Origin of the sequence: Mesorhizobium sp. M0761 (assembly GCF_040320205.1) — a bacterium.
Classification (GTDB): Bacteria; Pseudomonadota; Alphaproteobacteria; order Rhizobiales; family Rhizobiaceae; genus Mesorhizobium.
This window is the reverse complement of the sequence record NZ_JAMYPF010000024.1, coordinates 74,861-91,747: the sequence shown is the minus strand read 5'-3', so window position 1 is coordinate 91,747 and position 16,887 is coordinate 74,861. Positions and strand designations below refer to the sequence as shown.

The window sequence follows — 16,887 nt, the reverse complement described above, 5'->3', positions numbered from 1 at the left end:
GCGGCGGACGCATAGGGGGAGAGAAGTGTCACCTATGTATCCGGTTCAAAGTGTTACCCATCTATCGGCTGGACACCGGCAGGGCCATGAGGGGCGGCGCCGGCGTTGGGGTATTTGTTTTGATGTTAGCGCTGCCCCTCACCCTTACCCTCTCCCCGTATAGTGACGGGGAGAGGGGGTAGCGAACGGCGGCTCAGCGACGACCTCCGTCATCCCAAAAACGGCTTAGCCTTCATGGTCTCCGGCACCGGCACACCCAGCCGCTTCAGCACCGTCGGCGCCAGTTGCAGCTGATCAAGCAGCGTGTCCGGATCCGGCCCTTTGCCGGCTCCGAAATAATACAGCGCGAAATCCTGCATTTCATCGTCACGGCCGCCATGATGGCCGCGGTCTGTCTGGCCGTGGTCGGCGGTTACGATCACCTCGTAACCGGCCTGCCGCCAGCCCGGCAGGAAGGCTGCCAGCATGCCGTCCATCGCATAGCAGGCATGGTCCATTTCGTGGCAGTCATGGCCGAAGCGGTGGCCCATCGAATCCAGAGTGCAGGTGTGCAGGATACCGTAGTCGATGGCATGGCGCCGGGTCAGCATGGTCAGCGTCGCAAACAGGTCGACATCGCTCGGCGTCATCTGGTTGCGGGCATTGTAGCCGGTCATGGTGTGGAAGCGGCCATGCGCGATCGGTCCGTTGGGCTCGTCATACTCCATGTCCTCGACCAGATCGAACGGATAGGAACGGAAGAATTCGGACCAGTAGGAATGCGTCACCGCGCCGGTCTTGCCGCCGGCCTTGCTGACCTCGGAGAAAATATCCGGCTTGTTGACGAGAAAACGGTTCTCGTTGGATAGGATGCCGTGCTCCTGCGGCGAAACCCCGGTGTGGATCGAGGCATAGCAGCAGGCCGAGGTCGACGGCAGCACCGAGCGCATCTTCCACACCTGCGCCTCGCCCGACTGCACCCAGCCCTCGAGATTGCCCATCAGCCGGCGCCAGTTCCGGTAGGGCACGCCATCGAGAATGATGAGCAGCAGTTTGGTCTTAAGCGCCATGGGCGGCTCCGGAAAGCTTTTGCCGTTGAAGGAAGTTTTCGCGACAAAGGCCGCGAATTCCCTACTAATTCCCCGCGCTCGCCATGCGCCGTCCCTTGATCGCCTTTTCCAGCCAGCCGATCTCCATCTCGGGAACGGACGACAGCAGCAGGTCGGTATAGGCGTCGAAGGGCGGCGTCAGCACCTTGCTCTTGGCGCCGTAGCGCACCACCTCGCCGCGGTACATCACCGCGATCGAATCGGCGATCGACTTCACCGTCGCCAGATCGTGGGTGATGAAGAGGTAGGCGACCTTCTCGTGCTGCTGCAGGTTGAGCAGCAGCTTGAGAATGCCGTTGGCCACCAGCGGGTCGAGCGCCGATGTCACCTCGTCGCAGATGATCAGCTTGGGCTTGGCGGCGAGCGAGCGGGCGATACAGACGCGCTGTTTCTGGCCGCCGGAGAGTTCGGCCGGATAACGATCGAGAAAGCCCTTGCCCATCTCGATCTCGTCGAGCAGTTCGGCGACGCGCTTGTCGCGCTCGCGGCCGCGTATGCCGAAGTAGAATTCCAGCGGCCGGCCGATGATGGTGCCGACGGTCTGGCGCGGGTTCATCGCCACGTCGGCCATCTGGTAGATCATCTGCAATTGCCGCAGATCCTCCTTCGGCCGGTCGGCAAGCCTGTTGGCGAGCGGCCTGCCGTCGAAGGTGACGGTGCCTTCCTCGGGCGGCAACAGCCCGGTGATGGCGCGCGCCAGCGTCGACTTGCCGGAGCCGGATTCACCGACGACAGCCAGCGTCTGTCCCGGAAAGATGTCGACCGAGACGTTCTTCAGCACCTTGACATGGCTGCCGCCGTAAGCGGCGGTGACGTTCTTGACCGACAGGAACGGCGCGGCGCCGGGCTTCTGCTCGGCATGCTCGATCTCATGCACCGAGACCAGCGCATTGGTGTATTCCTGGCGCGGCTCCTTGATGATCTGGCGAGTGCCGCCCCATTCGACCAGCCTGCCATGGCGCAGCACCATGATCTCGTCCGAGACCTGGGCGACGACGGCAAGATCGTGGGTAATGTAGAGCGCCGCGACATGGGTGTCGCGGATGGCGTCCTTGATCGCCGCCAGCACGTCGATCTGCGTCGTAACGTCGAGTGCCGTGGTCGGCTCGTCGAAGACGATCAGGTCAGGTTCCGAACACAGCGCCATAGCCGTCATCACGCGCTGCAACTGGCCGCCTGAGACCTGGTGCGGGAACCGTTCGCCGATGATTTCGGGGTTCGGCAGGCTGAGCTTCTTGAACAACGCCACGGCACGTTTCTCGGCCTCGGCGCGTGTCGCCGTGCCGTGCAGCAGCGTTGCTTCCACCACCTGGTCCATCAGCTTGTGCGCCGGATTGAAGGCGGCGGCCGCCGACTGCGCGACATAGCAGACCTCGCGGCCGCGCAATTTGCGGAAACCTTCCTTGCCGCCCTTGAGAATATCGCGGCCGTTGAGCAGCACCTCTCCGCCGGTGATGCGCACGCCGCCACGGCCATAGCCCATCGACGACAGGCCGATGGTCGACTTGCCGGCGCCGGACTCGCCGATCAGGCCGAGCACCTTGCCCTTTTCCAGCGTCAGCGAGACATCGTGGACCAAAACGATGTTCTTCGGCGCCTCGCCGGGCGGAAACACTGTCGCTTCGATGCGCAGATTGCGGATATCGAGCAGCAGGCCGGGCTTTGCTTTTGTGTCAGCCATCACCCGCGTCCTCCCTTCAGGCTTGTCGTGCGGTTGAGCACCCAGTCGGCGACCAGATTGACCGAAATCGCCAGTGCTGCGATCGCCGCGGCGGGGATGAGTGCCGCCCCGATACCAAAGACGATGCCGTCCTTGTTTTCCTTGACCATGCCGCCCCAGTCGGCATCCGGGGGTTGCACGCCAAGGCCGAGAAAGGACAGCGTCGACAAGAACAGCACCGCGTAGATGAAGCGCAGACCAAGTTCCGAGACCAGCGGCGAAAGCGCGTTGGGCAGGATCTCGCGGAAGATGATCCAGCCGCTGCCTTCGCCCCGCAGCTTGGCGGCCTCGACATAATCCATGACGTTGATGTCGACGGCCACCGCGCGCGACAGCCGGTAGACGCGGGTCGAGTCGAGGACGCCCATCACCAGGATCAGCGTCACCAGGTTGGTCGGCAGCACCGAAAGCACGACGAGGGCCATGATCAGGGTCGGGATCGACATCAGCAGATCAACAAGGCGCGACAGCAGCGTGTCGAACCAGCCGCCGAACACCGCCGCCGAAAAGCCGAGGATGGCGCCGAGCGAGAATGACAGCGCGGTTGCCAGCACCGCAATGAACAGCGTGATGCGAGCGCCGTAGATCATGCGCGACAGAAGATCACGGCCGAGATTGTCGGTGCCCAGCCAATGCGCTGCGGACATCGGTTCCCAAGGAACGTCGCTGACAATCTCGGCATTGCCGTGTGGTGCGATCCATGGCGCGAAGACAGCCGCCACGACGAACATCGTCGTCAGTACGATGCCAATCAGCGCGGGAATGGGGATGCGTTTGATATCGAGCATGCCCGCCGCCTATTTCGGATGTCTGAGGCGCGGATTGGCGACAATCGCCCCGATGTCCGCGATGATGTTGAGAGTGATGTAGACAGCGGCAAAGATCAGGCCGACGGCCTGCACCACCGGCACGTCGCGCTTGGTGACGTGGTCGACCAGATATTGCCCCATGCCGGGATAGACGAAGATCACCTCGACCACGACGACGCCGACGATGAGGTAGGCGAGGTTGAGCATGACGACATTGATGATCGGCGCGATGGCGTTGGGGAAAGCATGCTTGCGGATGACGTTGAAGGCCGACAGGCCTTTCAGTTCAGCCGTCTCGACATAGGCCGACTGCATGACGTTGAGGATGGCCGCGCGGGTCATGCGCATCATATGCGCCAGCACAACCAGCGTCAGCGCGGCGGCCGGCAACGCGATCGCCTGCATACGCTCGCCGAACGGCATGCCGTCATAGACCGTGGAAATGGCCGGGAACCATTGATACTTCACGGCAAAGAAGTAGACGAGCACATAGCCGATGAAGAATTCCGGGAAGGAGGTCGAGGCGAGCGCCAGGCCGGAGATCAGCTTGTCGACCCAACCGTTGCGGTAACGCACGGCGATCAGGCCGAGGATGATCGCCAGCGGCACGGCCACGACCGCCGCCCAGAAGGCGAGAAACAGCGTGTTCCACAGCCGCCCCTTGATCGAGGTCGCGATATCCTGGCCGCTCGACATCGCCGTGCCGAGGTCGCCGGTGAGTGCACCGCCGAGCCAATGGAAATACCTGACGTAAGCCGGCTGATTGAGGCCGAGCTGCTCGCGCAAATTGGCGAGCGATTCCGGCGTCGCCGACTGTCCGAGAATGGCTTGCGCGACGTCGCCGGGCAGGATCTGGGTGCCGGCGAAGATCAGGACCGAAACGGCCAGCAAGAGGACGATGCCCAGCGCAACGCGCTGGGCCACAAGTTTCACGACGGGTGAGGACATATCCGCAAAGCCGGGCTCAGGCTTCGAGCCAGCACTTCGCCAGCGCGTAGCCGTTCATCAGCTCCTGATGCGGATCGTCTACCCAGCCGCCGACCTTGGCGCCTGTCGCATCGATGAACTGATTGAACATCGGCAGGATCAGGCCGCCCTCGTCGCGCACCAGCACGGCCATGTCGTGGTACATCTGCTTGCGCTTGGTCTCGTCGAGTTCGGCGCGTGCAGCCAGCACCAGCTTGTCGAAGTCCGGACGCTTGAAACGGGTGTCGTTCCAGTCGGCGGTCGACAGATAGGCGGTCGAGTACATCTGGTCCTGGGTCGAGCGGCCGCCCCAATAGGAGGCGCAGAAGGGCTGCTTGTTCCAGACCTCGTTCCAGTAGCCGTCGCCGGGCTCGCGCTTGAGCTCGATCTTGATGCCGGCCTTGGCCGCGCTCTGCTGGAAGAGTTGCGAGGCGTCGACCGCGCCAGGGAAGGCGACGTCGGAGGTGCGCAGCAGCACGGTGCCGTCATGGCCCGACTTCTTGTAGTGGAACTTGGCCTTGTCGGGATCATATTTGCGCTGCTCGATCTCGGAAAACAGCGGATAGGACGAATTGATCGGGAAGTCGTTGCCGAGCGAGCCGTAGCCACGCAGCACCTTGTTCAGCATCTCTTCGCGGTCGATCGCGAGCTTCAGCGCCATGCGCAGGTCGCTGTTGTCGAAGGGCGCGGTGTTGCAATGCATGATGAAGACGTAGTGGCCGGGGCCGGCATGGTTGCGGATGGTGACGCCCGGTACGCGCTTGATGAGGTCGACGATCTTCGGCTCGACGCGGTTGATCATGTTGACCTGGCCGCCCTGCAGGGCCGCCGTGCGCGCGGTCGCGTCGTTGATGACGATGATCTCGATCTGGTCGGCATGGCCCATCTTGTCGGCCTGCCAGTAATTGGCGAAGCGCTCGCCGCCATGGCGCACGCCGGGCTCGTTGGTGGTGACCTTGTAGGGTCCTGCCGAGATGCCGGCATCCGCCTTGTCCTTGCCGCCGTTGGGCTGGACGATGAGGTGGTAGTCGCTGAGGAGATAGGGAAGGTCGGCGTTGGCCTCCTTCAGCGTCAGGACGACTTCCTTGCCACTGGCCTTGATGCTGTCGATGCCTTTCATGTAGCCCAGCGCGCCGGACTTCGATTTTTCATCGGAATGGCGCTCGAGGGTTGCCGCCACATCCTCAGCGGTCACCGTCTTGCCGTTGTGGAATTCGACGCCGTCGCGGATTTTCAGCGTCCACACCTTGGCGTCGTCCGACGAGCCGATCTCTTCGGCGATGCGGTTCTCGAGTTTGCCTTCCGGGGACAGCTCGACGATCAGCTCGCCCCACATCTTGCCAAAAGCGAACGGCACTTGCGTCATGAACAAAGCCGGGTCCAGGCTGTTCGTGGATTCGCCGCCGACGAGGCCGGCCTTCAGCGTGCCGCCCTTGACCGGGCCTTCCGCGCGAGCCGCACTGGAAAGCAGCATATTGGCGAAGGGCGCTGTGACGCCGAGTGCTGCGGCGCGGCCGAGGAAATCACGACGGCTCAGCTTGCCGGACGCAACGCGCCGGCTCAGATATTCGAGTTCGTTGGACATTTGAGTTCCTCACTCTGTTGGTTCGACCTTATGGTCGTTTTTTGCTTGTTGTTACCAAAGGGATATTGACCGGAAGGCAAAGCGGTAAGCAAGACGGAATGCGACATGCCGTGGCGTAAATCGTGCGTCGCAACTGGACCAGTCGCGTGGACGCTCAGAGCAGGTCGCGCGGGATCGTCTCTTCGAAATCGCGTTCGAAAACCAGCGTTTCGCCCTCATAGGCTTCGATTCTGGCGCTGACGACGAAGTTTTGCGCGTCGCTGCGCATTTCAGCCGATGTCTCGGTGCGCACCGACCATCCGTTTCGCGACAAGGTCTGCGTCCAGTGCGTCCGGCCCGAGGCAGACAGCGGGTCGTAGGGGTGGATCGTCCAGCTCTCGCGGGCAATGCTGCCATTGGCCAGTCCATGCGCGAGATCGCGCACTTCGCCGAAATCATCCGTGATCGAGAGCGTGACGATGCCGGTCTTCTCATCGCGATCGACGTGACGCTCGGAATTCGCTGCACGAACTGTCGCGGTTGCCCAGGGTGTTGCGCCTTCGGGAGACTGGAATGAAGTCTCGTCGCTTTTTGCGAGCGGGCGCAGCGGCAGCCTCAGCGTCGCCGCTGAAAGGTCGAGCCGCACCGGCTCCGGCGACGGCCAGATCATCGGCCAGTAAGCGTTGGAAACAGCGATGCGCAGGCGGTGTCCGGCCGGCACGCGGTAGGCGCACTGGTCGAGAATAACGCGCGCCGAAACCGTTTCGCCCGGCACCAGCGCTTGCGGCTGTTCGTGCGAAGCGCGATGCGTCAGGTTGAGCACGCCGTAGGAGATCAGTTCCGAGGCGCCGTCGGGGTGCACGTCGCACAGCCGCACCGCGATGTTCGCCTGCGGGCGATCGGACGACACCCGGATGAGAAGCTCCGGCGCGCCGACGATGTCGAGTGCCTCGGCAAGCACAGGCTGATCGAAGCAGACGGACAGCGCATCGTCCGGGCGCTGGTCGCCGGGCAGTTCCGGGCCAAAGGTGAAGGGAAAATATTCGCCGCCGGCGAGCCCGCAGCTTTGCGGGGTCGCCACGATCGCCGGCCTGACGCCGTCAGCAATGAGTTCGATCGCCCCGACCTTGATGTTGGGAGACGGCCATTCCTGTTCGGCCACCCAACGGCCCGGCCGCTCCGGGTGCCAGCGCGCCGGCCGCACACTGTCCATGACATAGGCGCGGTAGTCCGGGTCGGCCTCGACGCCGGTGTCGACGCCCTTCAACCAGCTGTCCCACCAGCGCAACGCCTCCTGCAGGAAGCCGATGGCGGGTTTGGGTTCGGCATAATGCGGGTATTTGTGGATCCATGGCCCGACAATGCCCTTCACCGGCGCCTGGATGTTGGTGACCAGATGCGAAATCGTGTTGCGGTAGCCGTCATGCCAGCCGCCGATCGACAGCACGGCGGCTTTGACCGCGGAGAAATCCTCGCAGATCGAACCGCGTTTCCAATAGGCGTCGCGATGCTGATGGCTGAGCCAGAGCGGCAGAAGGAAAGACTGGTTCTCCAGCCGCGTCAGCCAGAGGTCGCGCCAGCGGTTGCCCGCAATCAGCGGATCCGGCGGTCGCGACGAATAGGACAACATGGTCGAGGCCCAGCCGAAATTTTCCGTCAAAAGGCAGCCGCCCTTGTAGTGGATGTCATCGGCGTAGCGGTCGACGGTCGAGCACAGGCTGATCACCGCCTTCAGCGCCGGCGGCTGCTTGGCCGCCACCTGCAGGCAGTTGAAGCCACCCCAGGAAATGCCCATCATGCCGACACTGCCGTTGCACCAGGGCTGTGCTGCCGCCCAGGCAATCACATCGCAGGCGTCCTGCAATTCCTGCTCGGAATATTCGTCGTCCATCAGACCTTCGGAATCGCCATTGCCGCGCATGTCGACGCGGATCGAGGCGTAGCCGTGGCCGGCAAAATAGGGATGCGTCAGCTGATCGCGAAAGATGGTGCCGTCGCGCTTGCGGTAGGGCAGGTGCTCGAGGATCGCCGGCACCGGATCGCTGCTGGCGTCCTCCGGCATCCAAACCCGCGCCGACAGCCGGCAACCATCCGGCATGACGATGCCCATATCGGGGAATTCGACGACCTTGCGGGGAAATTCGGTGATGGTTTTCATGCGATGCTCCAGGATGTCAGTGACGCATGGAGCGGGCATGTCATGAAGTCAAACGGGCGACGGCCGGTGTCGCCGCGACGACGCCACGATATGTAGCCCGATTGTTTTGCCCTGATGTTGCAGGATTATAATTAATGTATTACATTTATTAACTGAACCCAACGTGATGAGGATTTCGCCTGAAAATCGTTTGGGATGAGCCAAAGCGCGTGACGAACCTGGACAGCCGGGGTCTCGATTTTGCCGAACTCGATATTGAGTTTTTTTGCGACTTCAACCGTCCTTCCAGCCAAGGCCGACCGGTTCAAGGCGATTGGCGAATTCGGAGAGATCATCCTGGCCGTGATTTTCAAGCCGCTTGGTTCGGAGGTGATCTCGATGCGCCGTGCCAGCCGAAAGGAAAGGTCAGTATATGAACAATCCTAAATCGCGTGTTCGACCGCTTACCGATGCGGAGGAAGTGGAAATTCAAAGACAAATTGTTGATGATCCCGACGATACGGAGACGACAGACGAACAGTTGGCGCAAGCCAGGCCTTTCGCGGAAGTGTTTCCAGAACTTTTCGAGAGCATAAGGCGTGCTCGTGGCCGGCCAGCCGTGGAGAAGCCTAAGCAAGTCGTGTCCATCCGTCTGGATCAGGATGTCATCAGTAAATTCAAGGCGACCGGCAAGGGCTGGCAGGCCAGGATCAACGAGGTGCTGAAAAACGCGAAGGTAGGCTAGGCAATCCGCGTCAGTTCAGCGGAATGTCGTTTTCGGCCTTGCGCGCCTGATAAGCGCCGGACAGTTCGTCGTAGCGGGCGGAAATATTGCCGATCCTTGCCTCAAGCCGGCCGCGCTCGGCCTCGGGCAGCGTCCGCACCAGCCTGCGAATGGAAAAACTCTTCCAATAAGCGTTCTCGGCATTGTAGCCGCCGGGATCAAGAGTGAAGACCTCTTTCAGGATTTTCAGATCGTGCGGGATCGCAAAGCTGTCGCGTGAATCCTCGTGGCTGAAGAGGTAGTAGAAATTGTCGAAGCCGGTCCAGGTGATCGCCGACAGGCAGAGCGAGCAGGGCTCATGCGTGGCGATGAAGATGGCGTCCTTGGTGTCGACGCGCTCGGCTTTCGGCATTTCATAGAAACGCTTCAGGCAGTGCACCTCGCCATGCCAGAGCGGATTTTCCATCTCGTTGTTGGTTTCGGCCAGCACCAGCGAGCGGTCGCCCTTCCGCAGGATGGCGGCGCCGAACAGCTTGTTCCCATGGGCCACGCCCTCTGCCGTTTTCGGCACGATGTCGTGCTCGATGACATCGAGCAGGCGGTCGATCAGCGATATGTCGGTCATTTCTCAGGTCTCGTTGGGGAGATGGATTTCGTAGGGGTGCGAGAAATGGAACTCTTCGAGGTTGGAGCCGTCACCGCCGCGGTCGACGATGACGAAATCCTGCGCTTCACCGAGTGGTGTCAGCACGCCGTGCCAGAGATTGCGCGGATAGTTGACGCCTTGCCCCGGTGCGGTGATGAAGGCATGCGGCTCGCGCGGACCGTCCTTGCCGTCATGGCAGACGACGACCAGGAAAGGCCGCGGTGACAGCGGGATGAACGCCTGGCTGCCTAAGGGATGGCGCTCGACCATGGTCAGCTTCAGCGGCAGGTCGTAAGGCGTGCCGCGCGCCATCGAGATCAGCACGCGGGCATTCGGTCCCGCGGCTTCAGCGGTGGCGAGATTCTGGTAGCGCTCGGTCTTGCCGCCATTGATCGGGTAGTGATTGCCGCCGCCCATGTCGATGACATCGCCGAAGCCGGCAAAGCTTTCGCGGGTCAGCGGCCGCGCTGTGATGCGGGTCACCGCGCGCGACCGCCAATGCCCGCCCCGCCGAGCTTGGCGTGCCGGTTGACGTCCTTGTAAAGGAGATAGCGGAATTTGCCTGGGCCGCCCGCGTAGCAGGCCTGCGGGCAGAAGGCGCGCAGCCACATGAAGTCGCCGGCCTCGACCTCGACCCAGTCCTGGTTGAGGCGGTAGACCGCCTTGCCTTCCAAGACATAGAGCCCGTGCTCCATGACATGCGTCTCGGCAAACGGGATGACGGCGCCAGGCTCGAGCGTAACGATGGTGACATGCATGTCGTGGCGCATGTCGGCTGGATCGACGAAACGGGTCGTCGCCCAGCGACCCTCGGTGCCGGGCATCGGCGTCGGCGCCATTTGCTGGTCACTGCTGAACAGGACTTCCGGCGCGTCGATGCCGTCGACGGCCTCATAGGCCTTCCTGATCCAGTGGAAGCGTACGGCGTCGCGACCTTCGTTGCGCACCGTCCAGCCGCTGTCCGGCGGCAGGAAGGCAAAACCGCCGGCTTGCAGCACGTGCTTCTTGCCGGCCAGCGAAACGGTCAACTCGCCCTCAACCACGAACAGCACGCCCTCGGCGCCGGCGTCCGGCTCGGGCCGGTCGCTGCCGCCGCCGGGCAGGACCTCGACGATGTACTGCGAAAATGTCTCGGCGAAACCCGAAAGCGGCCTGGCGATGATCCAGGCCCTGGTCTCGTCCCAGAACGGCAGTGGGCTGGTGACGATGTCCTGCATCACTCCCTTCGGTATGACGGCATAGGCCTCGGTGAAGACGGCGCGGCCGGTCAAAAGCTCATTTTGGCCGGGATGGCCGCCATGCGGTGCATAATAGGTTTTCTGGTCAGTCTTGATCATATCCATTGGGTCCTGACCCCTCAGTCATTTCATTAGAGCGGGAGCATGTCTTTCAGGCGGAGCAGCGCGATGCGCTCGACCTGTTTGCAGGCGGTATCGAGTTCTACGCCACGGCTGTTGCCGATGCGCGCCTCGAACTCGGCGAGGATCTCCTCCTTGGTCTTGCCCCGCACCGCGATGATGAAGGGAAAGCCGAAGGTGGTGACGTAAGCGGCGTTGAGCTTGGAAAACAGCTCGCGCTCCTTGTCGGTCAGCGCGTCGAGGCCGGCGGAGGCCTGCTCGCGTGTGGATTCCGCAGTGAGGCGTCTCGCTTCGGCTAGTTTGCCAGCGAGATCGGGATGGGCGTTGAGGACGCCGATCCGCTCGGTTTCGCTGGCGGCGCGGAAGACGCGGCAGAGCGCATTGTGCAGGCCGCCGGCGCTGTCATGCGCCGGCCCAAGCTCCAGCTCATAGGCACGTTCCGCGATCCAGGGCGAATGTTCGAACACGCCGCCGAAAGTGTCTACGAAGGTTTCGAACGCCATCTTCGACGGCTTGAGCGCCGCCGGCTGGTAGGGGTGGTTCTCCTGCCAGTGCCTGGCGATATCGATCCGCCGCGCCAGCCAGACCTTGTCGTGCGATTTCACATAGTCGACGAAGCGCTTCAGCGCCGCCACCCGACCAGGACGTCCGACGAGGCGGCAATGCAGGCCGATATTCATCATCCGCGGCCGGCCCGCTTTGCCCTCGGCATAGAGCGTGTCGAAACTGTCCTTCAAATAGGAGAAGAACTGGTCGCCGGAATTGAATCCCTGCGGCGTGGCGAAACGCATGTCGTTGGCATCGAGCGTGTAGGGGATGACGAGTTGCGCGCCGCCGCTGTGCTCGAACCAGTAGGGCAGTTCGTCGTCATAAGTGTCCGACACATAGTCGAAGCCGCCCTCTTCGGCCACCAACCGCACCGTATTGACCGAGGTGCGGCCGGTGTACCAGCCGGTCGGCCGTTGGCCCGTCACCTCGTAGTGCAGCTTGATCGCCGCTTCGAGGTCGCGGCGCTCGTCCTCGGCGCTGTGGTCGCGGTAGTCGATCCATTTCAGGCCGTGCGAGGCCATTTCCCAGCCGGCCTCCTGCATCGCCGCCACCTGGTCGGGCGACCGGGCTAATGCTGAGGCGACCCCGTAGCAGGTCACCGGCACTTGCGCCTCGCTGAACAGGCGCAGCAGCCGCCAGAAGCCTGCCCGCGCGCCATATTCGTAGATCGATTCCATGTTCCAGTGGCGCTGGCCGACCCAGGGCGCGGCGCCGACGATTTCCGACAGGAAGGCTTCCGAGGCCTTGTCGCCGTGCAGCACGCAGTTCTCGCCGCCTTCCTCGTAGTTGACGACGAATTGGACGGCCACATGCGCACCGCCCGGCCATTTCGGATCCGGCGGATTGGCTCCGTAGCCGCGCATGTCTCTAGAGTAACGCATTGCCCCTCCCCGCCGGACGCTGCCGGAAGTTATGATCAGGATAGTCGAAAGGGTTGCTCGCGCATTCCCCCGAAATTTTTGAAAGTGTTTTTGTGCCACTCCGCTCGACCGGGACTTATGCATCGCCTTTAATTGGCGCACAATTCACTGCTTTGTTCGGCTGTATCGGAAATGGGAGGCGCCAGTGGCAGAAACGTCGAGAGCCGATGGCGGACGTCTGACGACGCATGTGCTCGACACCGCGACCGGCAAGCCGGCGGCGGGCCTGTCGATCGCGCTTTATCATCTTGAGAGCGACGCGCGGATACATTTGAAGACCATCGTCACAAATGCCGACGGCCGCTGCGATGCGCCGCTGCTGGCAGGAGCGGAATTCCGCCTCGGCGAATACGAACTGGTGTTCGCCGCCGGTGACTATCTACGCGGCCAGGGCACCAAACTGCCGGAACCGGCCTTCCTCGACAGTGTGCCGATCCGCTTCGGCATGGCGGAATCCGTGCATTATCACGTGCCGTTGCTTATCTCTCCTTATGGCTACTCGACCTACAGGGGGAGCTGACGCATGGCCAAGATCACAATACGCAACGAGATCCGCTTCATCCTCAATGGCAGGGATGTCGCGCTGTCGTCGGTGGCGCCCGACGCGACCTTGCTCGACTGGCTGCGGCTCGACCGCTCGCTGCGCGGCACCAAGGAAGGCTGCGCCGAGGGCGATTGCGGCGCCTGCACGGTGCTGGTCGGAAAATTGTCCGCCGGCAAGCTGGTTTATGAAAGCGTCAATGCCTGCATCCGCTTCCTGGGCTCGCTCGACGGCACCCATGTCGTCACCGTCGAGCATCTGCGCGGCGCGCCTGGCCAATTGCATCCGGTGCAGCAGGCGATGGTCGATTTCCACGGTTCGCAATGCGGCTTCTGCACGCCGGGCTTCGTCATGTCGCTCTACGGCCTGTGGATGAAGTCGCCGGACCCGTCGAATGCCGCGATCGAAAAGGCCTTGCAAGGCAATCTTTGCCGCTGCACCGGCTACGAGGCAATCATGCGCGCCGCGCGTGCCATCTCCAGCTACGGCAAGGCGGCGAAGGATCCGCTGGCGGCCGAGCGCAAGGCGATCACCGCCAGGCTCGAGGCTATGCATGACGGTGCCCGCGTCGAAATCGGCGCCGGCAAGCTGAGGTTGGTCGTCCCGGCCAACGCCGATGATTTCGCCGCTGTACTGGATAAGGAACCCGACGCCACTGTTGTCGCCGGCTCGACCGACGTCGGCCTGTGGGTCACCAAGCACATGCGCGACATCTCACCGGTAGTCTTCATCGGCAATCTCGAGGGGCTGTGCGCGATCTCCGAAGACAATGACGTCATCACCATCGGAGCCGGCGTCACCTACACCGACGCCTTCGCGACACTGGCCAAGCGCATCCCCGCGCTCGGGCCATTGTTCGACCGCATCGGCGGCGAACAGGTACGAAACATGGGCACCATCGGCGGCAACATCGCCAATGGCTCGCCGATCGGCGACACGCCGCCGCCCCTGATCGCGCTTGGTGCGCAACTGACGCTGCGCCGCGGCAAGAAGCGGCGCACCATTGCGCTCGAGGATTTCTTCATCGCCTATGGCAAGCAGGACCGGCAGCCAGGCGAATTCGTCGAGGCCGTGCACGTTCCCGTGCCGGCCAAGGGCACGAAGTTTGCCGTCTACAAGATCACCAAGCGCCGCGACGAGGACATCACCGCAGCCCTTGGCGCCTTTTTCCTCGACTTGGCCAAGGACGGAACCGTGGCCGATATATGCATCGCCTATGGCGGCATGGCGGCCACCCCGAAGCGGGCTTTCGGTGTCGAAAAAGCGCTGCTCGGCAAGCCGTGGACGGAGACAACGGTGGAAGCGGCCATGGCTGAATATGCCGGCGATTTCACCCCGCTGACCGATATGCGGGCATCGGCCGAATACCGGGCGCTGGCGGCCAGGAACCTGCTGCTGCGCTTTTTTGCCGAAACCAGCGGCAGCAAGGCGCCGTTCCAGGTGTCACGCAACGAGGCGGCCTGATGAACAAGCACGCCTCTCCAGATCTCAAGGCGCAGAAGATTTCCGGTGGCGTCGCCGCCGACCAGCGCCACGATTCCGCGCACAAGCATGTCAGCGGCAGCGCGGTCTATATCGACGATATGCCGGAACCGGCGGGCATGCTGCATGGCTGCCTCGGCCTGTCCACGGCGACGCATGCGACGATCAGCAAAATGGATCTGTCGGCGGTGCGCGCGGCGCCGGGCGTCGTCGATGTGCTGACGGCCAAGGACGTTCCGGGCGAAAATGACATTTCGCCGACCGGTCGACACGACGAGCCGGTGCTGGCCGACGACAAGGTCCAGTTTTATGGTCAGCCGATCTTCTGCGTTATTGCCAAGACGCGCGAACAGGCGCGCCGCGCCACCCGGCTGGCCAAGGTCGAATACAGTCCATTGCCTTTCGTCACCGACATTGGCGATCTCGACCCCCGCAAGGACAAGCTGGTCACGCCGCCGCTCACGCTGAAGCGTGGCGATGCCGCTGCCGCGATCAAGGCGGCGCCGCGCCGGCTGAAGGGCAAGATGCGCATCGGCGGCCAAGAGCATTTCTATCTCGAAGGCCATATCGCAGTGGCCATTCCTGGCGAGGACCAGGACGTCACCATCTATTCCTCGACCCAGCATCCGAGCGAAGTGCAGCATATGGTCAGCCATGCGCTGGGCGTGCCGAGCAATGCCATCACGGTGGAAATCCGCCGTATGGGCGGTGGCTTCGGCGGGAAGGAGACGCAAGGCAACCAGTTTGCGGCATTGGCGGCGATCGCCGCCAAGAAACACCATCGCGCGGTCAAGATTCGGCCCGACCGTGACGACGACATGATTGCCACCGGCAAGCGCCATGACTTCCTCGTCGACTACGAAGTAGGTTTCGACGACGCCGGCAACATTCTTGGCGTCGACTTCATGTTCGCGGCGCGTTGCGGCTTTTCATCGGACCTGTCCGGCCCGGTCACCGACCGCGCGCTGTTCCATTGCGATAACACCTATTTCTGGCCGGCGGTGCATGCGCAATCGGCGCCGCTTTACACCAACACCGTGTCGAACACGGCGTTTCGCGGCTTCGGCGGCCCGCAAGGGATGGTCGGTGCCGAACGCGTCATCGACGAGGTTGCCTTTGCCGTCGGCAAGGACCCGCTCGAAATCCGCAAGCAGAATTTTTATGGCACCAGTGGTGATAAAGACGGGGGCCGCAACGTCACCCCGTATCACCAGACGGTCGAGGACAACATCATCCACCGCATCGTCGCCGAGCTGGAGGCGAGCGCCGACTATGCGGGGCGCCGCCGCATCATCCAGGCCTTCAACGCCAACAGCCGCTTCATCAAGCGCGGCCTGGCGCTGACGCCGGTCAAATTCGGCATCTCTTTCACGGCCACCCACTACAACCAGGCCGGCGCGCTGGTTCATGTCTACACCGACGGTTCGGTGCATCTGAATCACGGCGGCACCGAGATGGGGCAAGGCCTCTACGTCAAGGTGGCGCAGGTGGTGGCGGAAGAGTTCCAGATCGACCTCGACCAGGTCAAGATCACCGCGACGACCACCGGCAAGGTGCCGAACACTTCGGCCACCGCGGCGTCGTCCGGCACCGACCTCAACGGCATGGCGGCGCAGAACGGCGCCCGCCAGATCAAGGAACGGCTGACCGACTTCGCCGCCGAAAAATACCAGGTGCCGCGCGAGCAGGTGCTTTTCCTGCCCAACCGGGTGCGCATCGGCAATCAGGAGATCGCCTTCACCGACCTCGTCAAGCAGGCCTATATGGCCCGCATCCAACTGTCGGCGGCGGGTTTTTACAAGACGCCGAAAATCCACTGGAACCGTGACAAGGGCGAGGGCCGTCCGTTCTATTATTTCGCCTATGGCGCCTCGTGCTCGGAAGTCTCGGTCGACACGTTGACCGGCGAATATGTCGTCGAGCGCACCGACATATTGCATGACACCGGCCGCTCGCTGAACCGCGCCATCGATCTCGGCCAGATCGAGGGCGGCTTCATCCAGGGTATGGGCTGGCTGACGACGGAGGAACTGTGGTGGGACGACAAGGGCCGGCTGCGCACGCACGCGCCGTCGACCTATAAGATCCCGCTCGCGTCCGACCGGCCGAAGATATTCAACGTCACGCTGGCCGACTGGCCGGAGGCCAACGAGCCGACGGTGCACCGTTCCAAGGCGGTCGGCGAACCGCCCTTCCCGCTCGGCATGTCTGTGCTGCATGCGCTGTCGGACGCGGTGGCAAGTGTGGCCGATCATAAGGTCTGTCCGCGTCTCGACGCTCCTGCAACACCAGAACGGGTGCTGATGGCGATCGAACGGCTGAAGGGTGAAGCCAAGAATAGCGCCTGACTCTGACCTGGATTCTGGCAAAACGTGCAATTCAG

14 protein-coding genes and 1 pseudogene are annotated in these 16,887 nt (G+C 62.8%); 5 read left to right on the top strand and 10 right to left on the bottom strand.

What is annotated here, in order from left to right:
• Positions 1 to 209 precede the first annotated feature (209 nt).
• From NKI32_RS28190 to NKI32_RS28165, 6 genes are all read right to left on the bottom strand, one after another.
• A complete protein-coding gene (locus tag NKI32_RS28190; protein WP_023683484.1) occupies positions 210 to 1,049 on the bottom strand; it encodes an alkaline phosphatase family protein in 840 nt (279 codons plus the stop codon).
• Between the two features lie 64 nt (positions 1,050 to 1,113).
• Positions 1,114 to 2,769 carry an ABC transporter ATP-binding protein gene (locus tag NKI32_RS28185; protein WP_023694741.1) on the bottom strand — a complete coding sequence of 552 codons (1,656 nt, stop codon included), beginning with the start codon at positions 2,767 to 2,769 and terminating at the stop codon, positions 1,114 to 1,116.
• Entirely contained in the window at positions 2,769 to 3,596 is an 828-nt protein-coding gene (locus tag NKI32_RS28180) for an ABC transporter permease (protein WP_023703637.1), read from the bottom strand. Before NKI32_RS28180 ends, NKI32_RS28185 begins: the two co-directional genes overlap by 1 nt.
• 9 nt (positions 3,597 to 3,605) lie before the next feature.
• Positions 3,606 to 4,565 (bottom strand): ABC transporter permease, encoded by a 960-nt coding sequence (locus NKI32_RS28175; protein WP_023739639.1) that lies wholly within the window; start codon positions 4,563 to 4,565, stop codon positions 3,606 to 3,608.
• 16 nt (positions 4,566 to 4,581) lie between these two features.
• A complete protein-coding gene (locus NKI32_RS28170) occupies positions 4,582 to 6,168 on the bottom strand; it encodes an ABC transporter substrate-binding protein (protein ID WP_023671387.1) in 1,587 nt (528 codons plus the stop codon).
• 154 nt (positions 6,169 to 6,322) lie between these two features.
• The gene (locus NKI32_RS28165) at positions 6,323 to 8,305 is read right to left on the bottom strand and encodes a CocE/NonD family hydrolase (RefSeq protein WP_023729702.1); all 1,983 of its coding nucleotides are present in this window, start codon (positions 8,303 to 8,305) and stop codon (positions 6,323 to 6,325) included.
• Positions 8,306 to 8,484: 179 nt separating this feature from the next.
• On the opposite strand from NKI32_RS28165, the pseudogene NKI32_RS28160 reads away from it, so the two are divergent.
• Positions 8,485 to 8,731, top strand: a pseudogene (locus tag NKI32_RS28160) (BrnT family toxin).
• On the top strand, positions 8,718 to 9,029 hold the full coding sequence (locus NKI32_RS28155; protein ID WP_023729703.1) for a BrnA antitoxin family protein: 312 nt from the start codon (positions 8,718 to 8,720) through the stop codon (positions 9,027 to 9,029). Before NKI32_RS28160 ends, NKI32_RS28155 begins: the two are co-directional and overlap by 14 nt.
• 10 nt (positions 9,030 to 9,039) lie before the next feature.
• Here NKI32_RS28155 and NKI32_RS28150 read toward each other — a convergent pair whose 3' ends face one another.
• The 4 genes from NKI32_RS28150 to puuE are packed head-to-tail and all read right to left on the bottom strand — an operon-like array spanning position 9,040 to position 12,442.
• The gene (locus NKI32_RS28150; RefSeq protein ID WP_023742576.1) at positions 9,040 to 9,633 is read right to left on the bottom strand and encodes a nucleoside deaminase; all 594 of its coding nucleotides are present in this window, start codon (positions 9,631 to 9,633) and stop codon (positions 9,040 to 9,042) included.
• Between the two features lie 3 nt (positions 9,634 to 9,636).
• On the bottom strand, positions 9,637 to 10,137 hold the full coding sequence (locus NKI32_RS28145; protein WP_023671382.1) for an ureidoglycolate lyase: 501 nt from the start codon (positions 10,135 to 10,137) through the stop codon (positions 9,637 to 9,639).
• A complete protein-coding gene (locus NKI32_RS28140) occupies positions 10,134 to 10,991 on the bottom strand; it encodes a bifunctional allantoicase/(S)-ureidoglycine aminohydrolase (protein WP_460221618.1) in 858 nt (285 codons plus the stop codon). Before NKI32_RS28140 ends, NKI32_RS28145 begins: the two co-directional genes overlap by 4 nt.
• Positions 10,992 to 11,023: 32 nt before the next feature.
• Positions 11,024 to 12,442 carry an allantoinase PuuE gene (gene puuE, locus NKI32_RS28135; protein ID WP_353004608.1) on the bottom strand — a complete coding sequence of 473 codons (1,419 nt, stop codon included), beginning with the start codon at positions 12,440 to 12,442 and terminating at the stop codon, positions 11,024 to 11,026.
• A gap of 184 nt (positions 12,443 to 12,626) precedes the next feature.
• Between puuE and uraH the strand changes: the two genes are divergently transcribed.
• The 3 genes from uraH to xdhB are packed head-to-tail and all read left to right on the top strand — an operon-like array spanning position 12,627 to position 16,852.
• Positions 12,627 to 13,001 carry a hydroxyisourate hydrolase gene (gene uraH, locus NKI32_RS28130; RefSeq protein WP_023683492.1) on the top strand — a complete coding sequence of 125 codons (375 nt, stop codon included), beginning with the start codon at positions 12,627 to 12,629 and terminating at the stop codon, positions 12,999 to 13,001.
• Between the two features lie 3 nt (positions 13,002 to 13,004).
• Positions 13,005 to 14,486, top strand: coding sequence for a xanthine dehydrogenase small subunit (gene xdhA / locus NKI32_RS28125; protein ID WP_023742579.1), 1,482 nt, complete (start codon positions 13,005 to 13,007; stop codon positions 14,484 to 14,486).
• Complete coding sequence (gene xdhB / locus NKI32_RS28120) at positions 14,486 to 16,852, top strand: xanthine dehydrogenase molybdopterin binding subunit (protein ID WP_023742580.1); 2,367 nt, start codon at positions 14,486 to 14,488, stop codon at positions 16,850 to 16,852. The genes xdhA and xdhB overlap by 1 nt, the downstream gene beginning before the upstream one ends.
• Positions 16,853 to 16,887 lie beyond the last annotated feature (35 nt).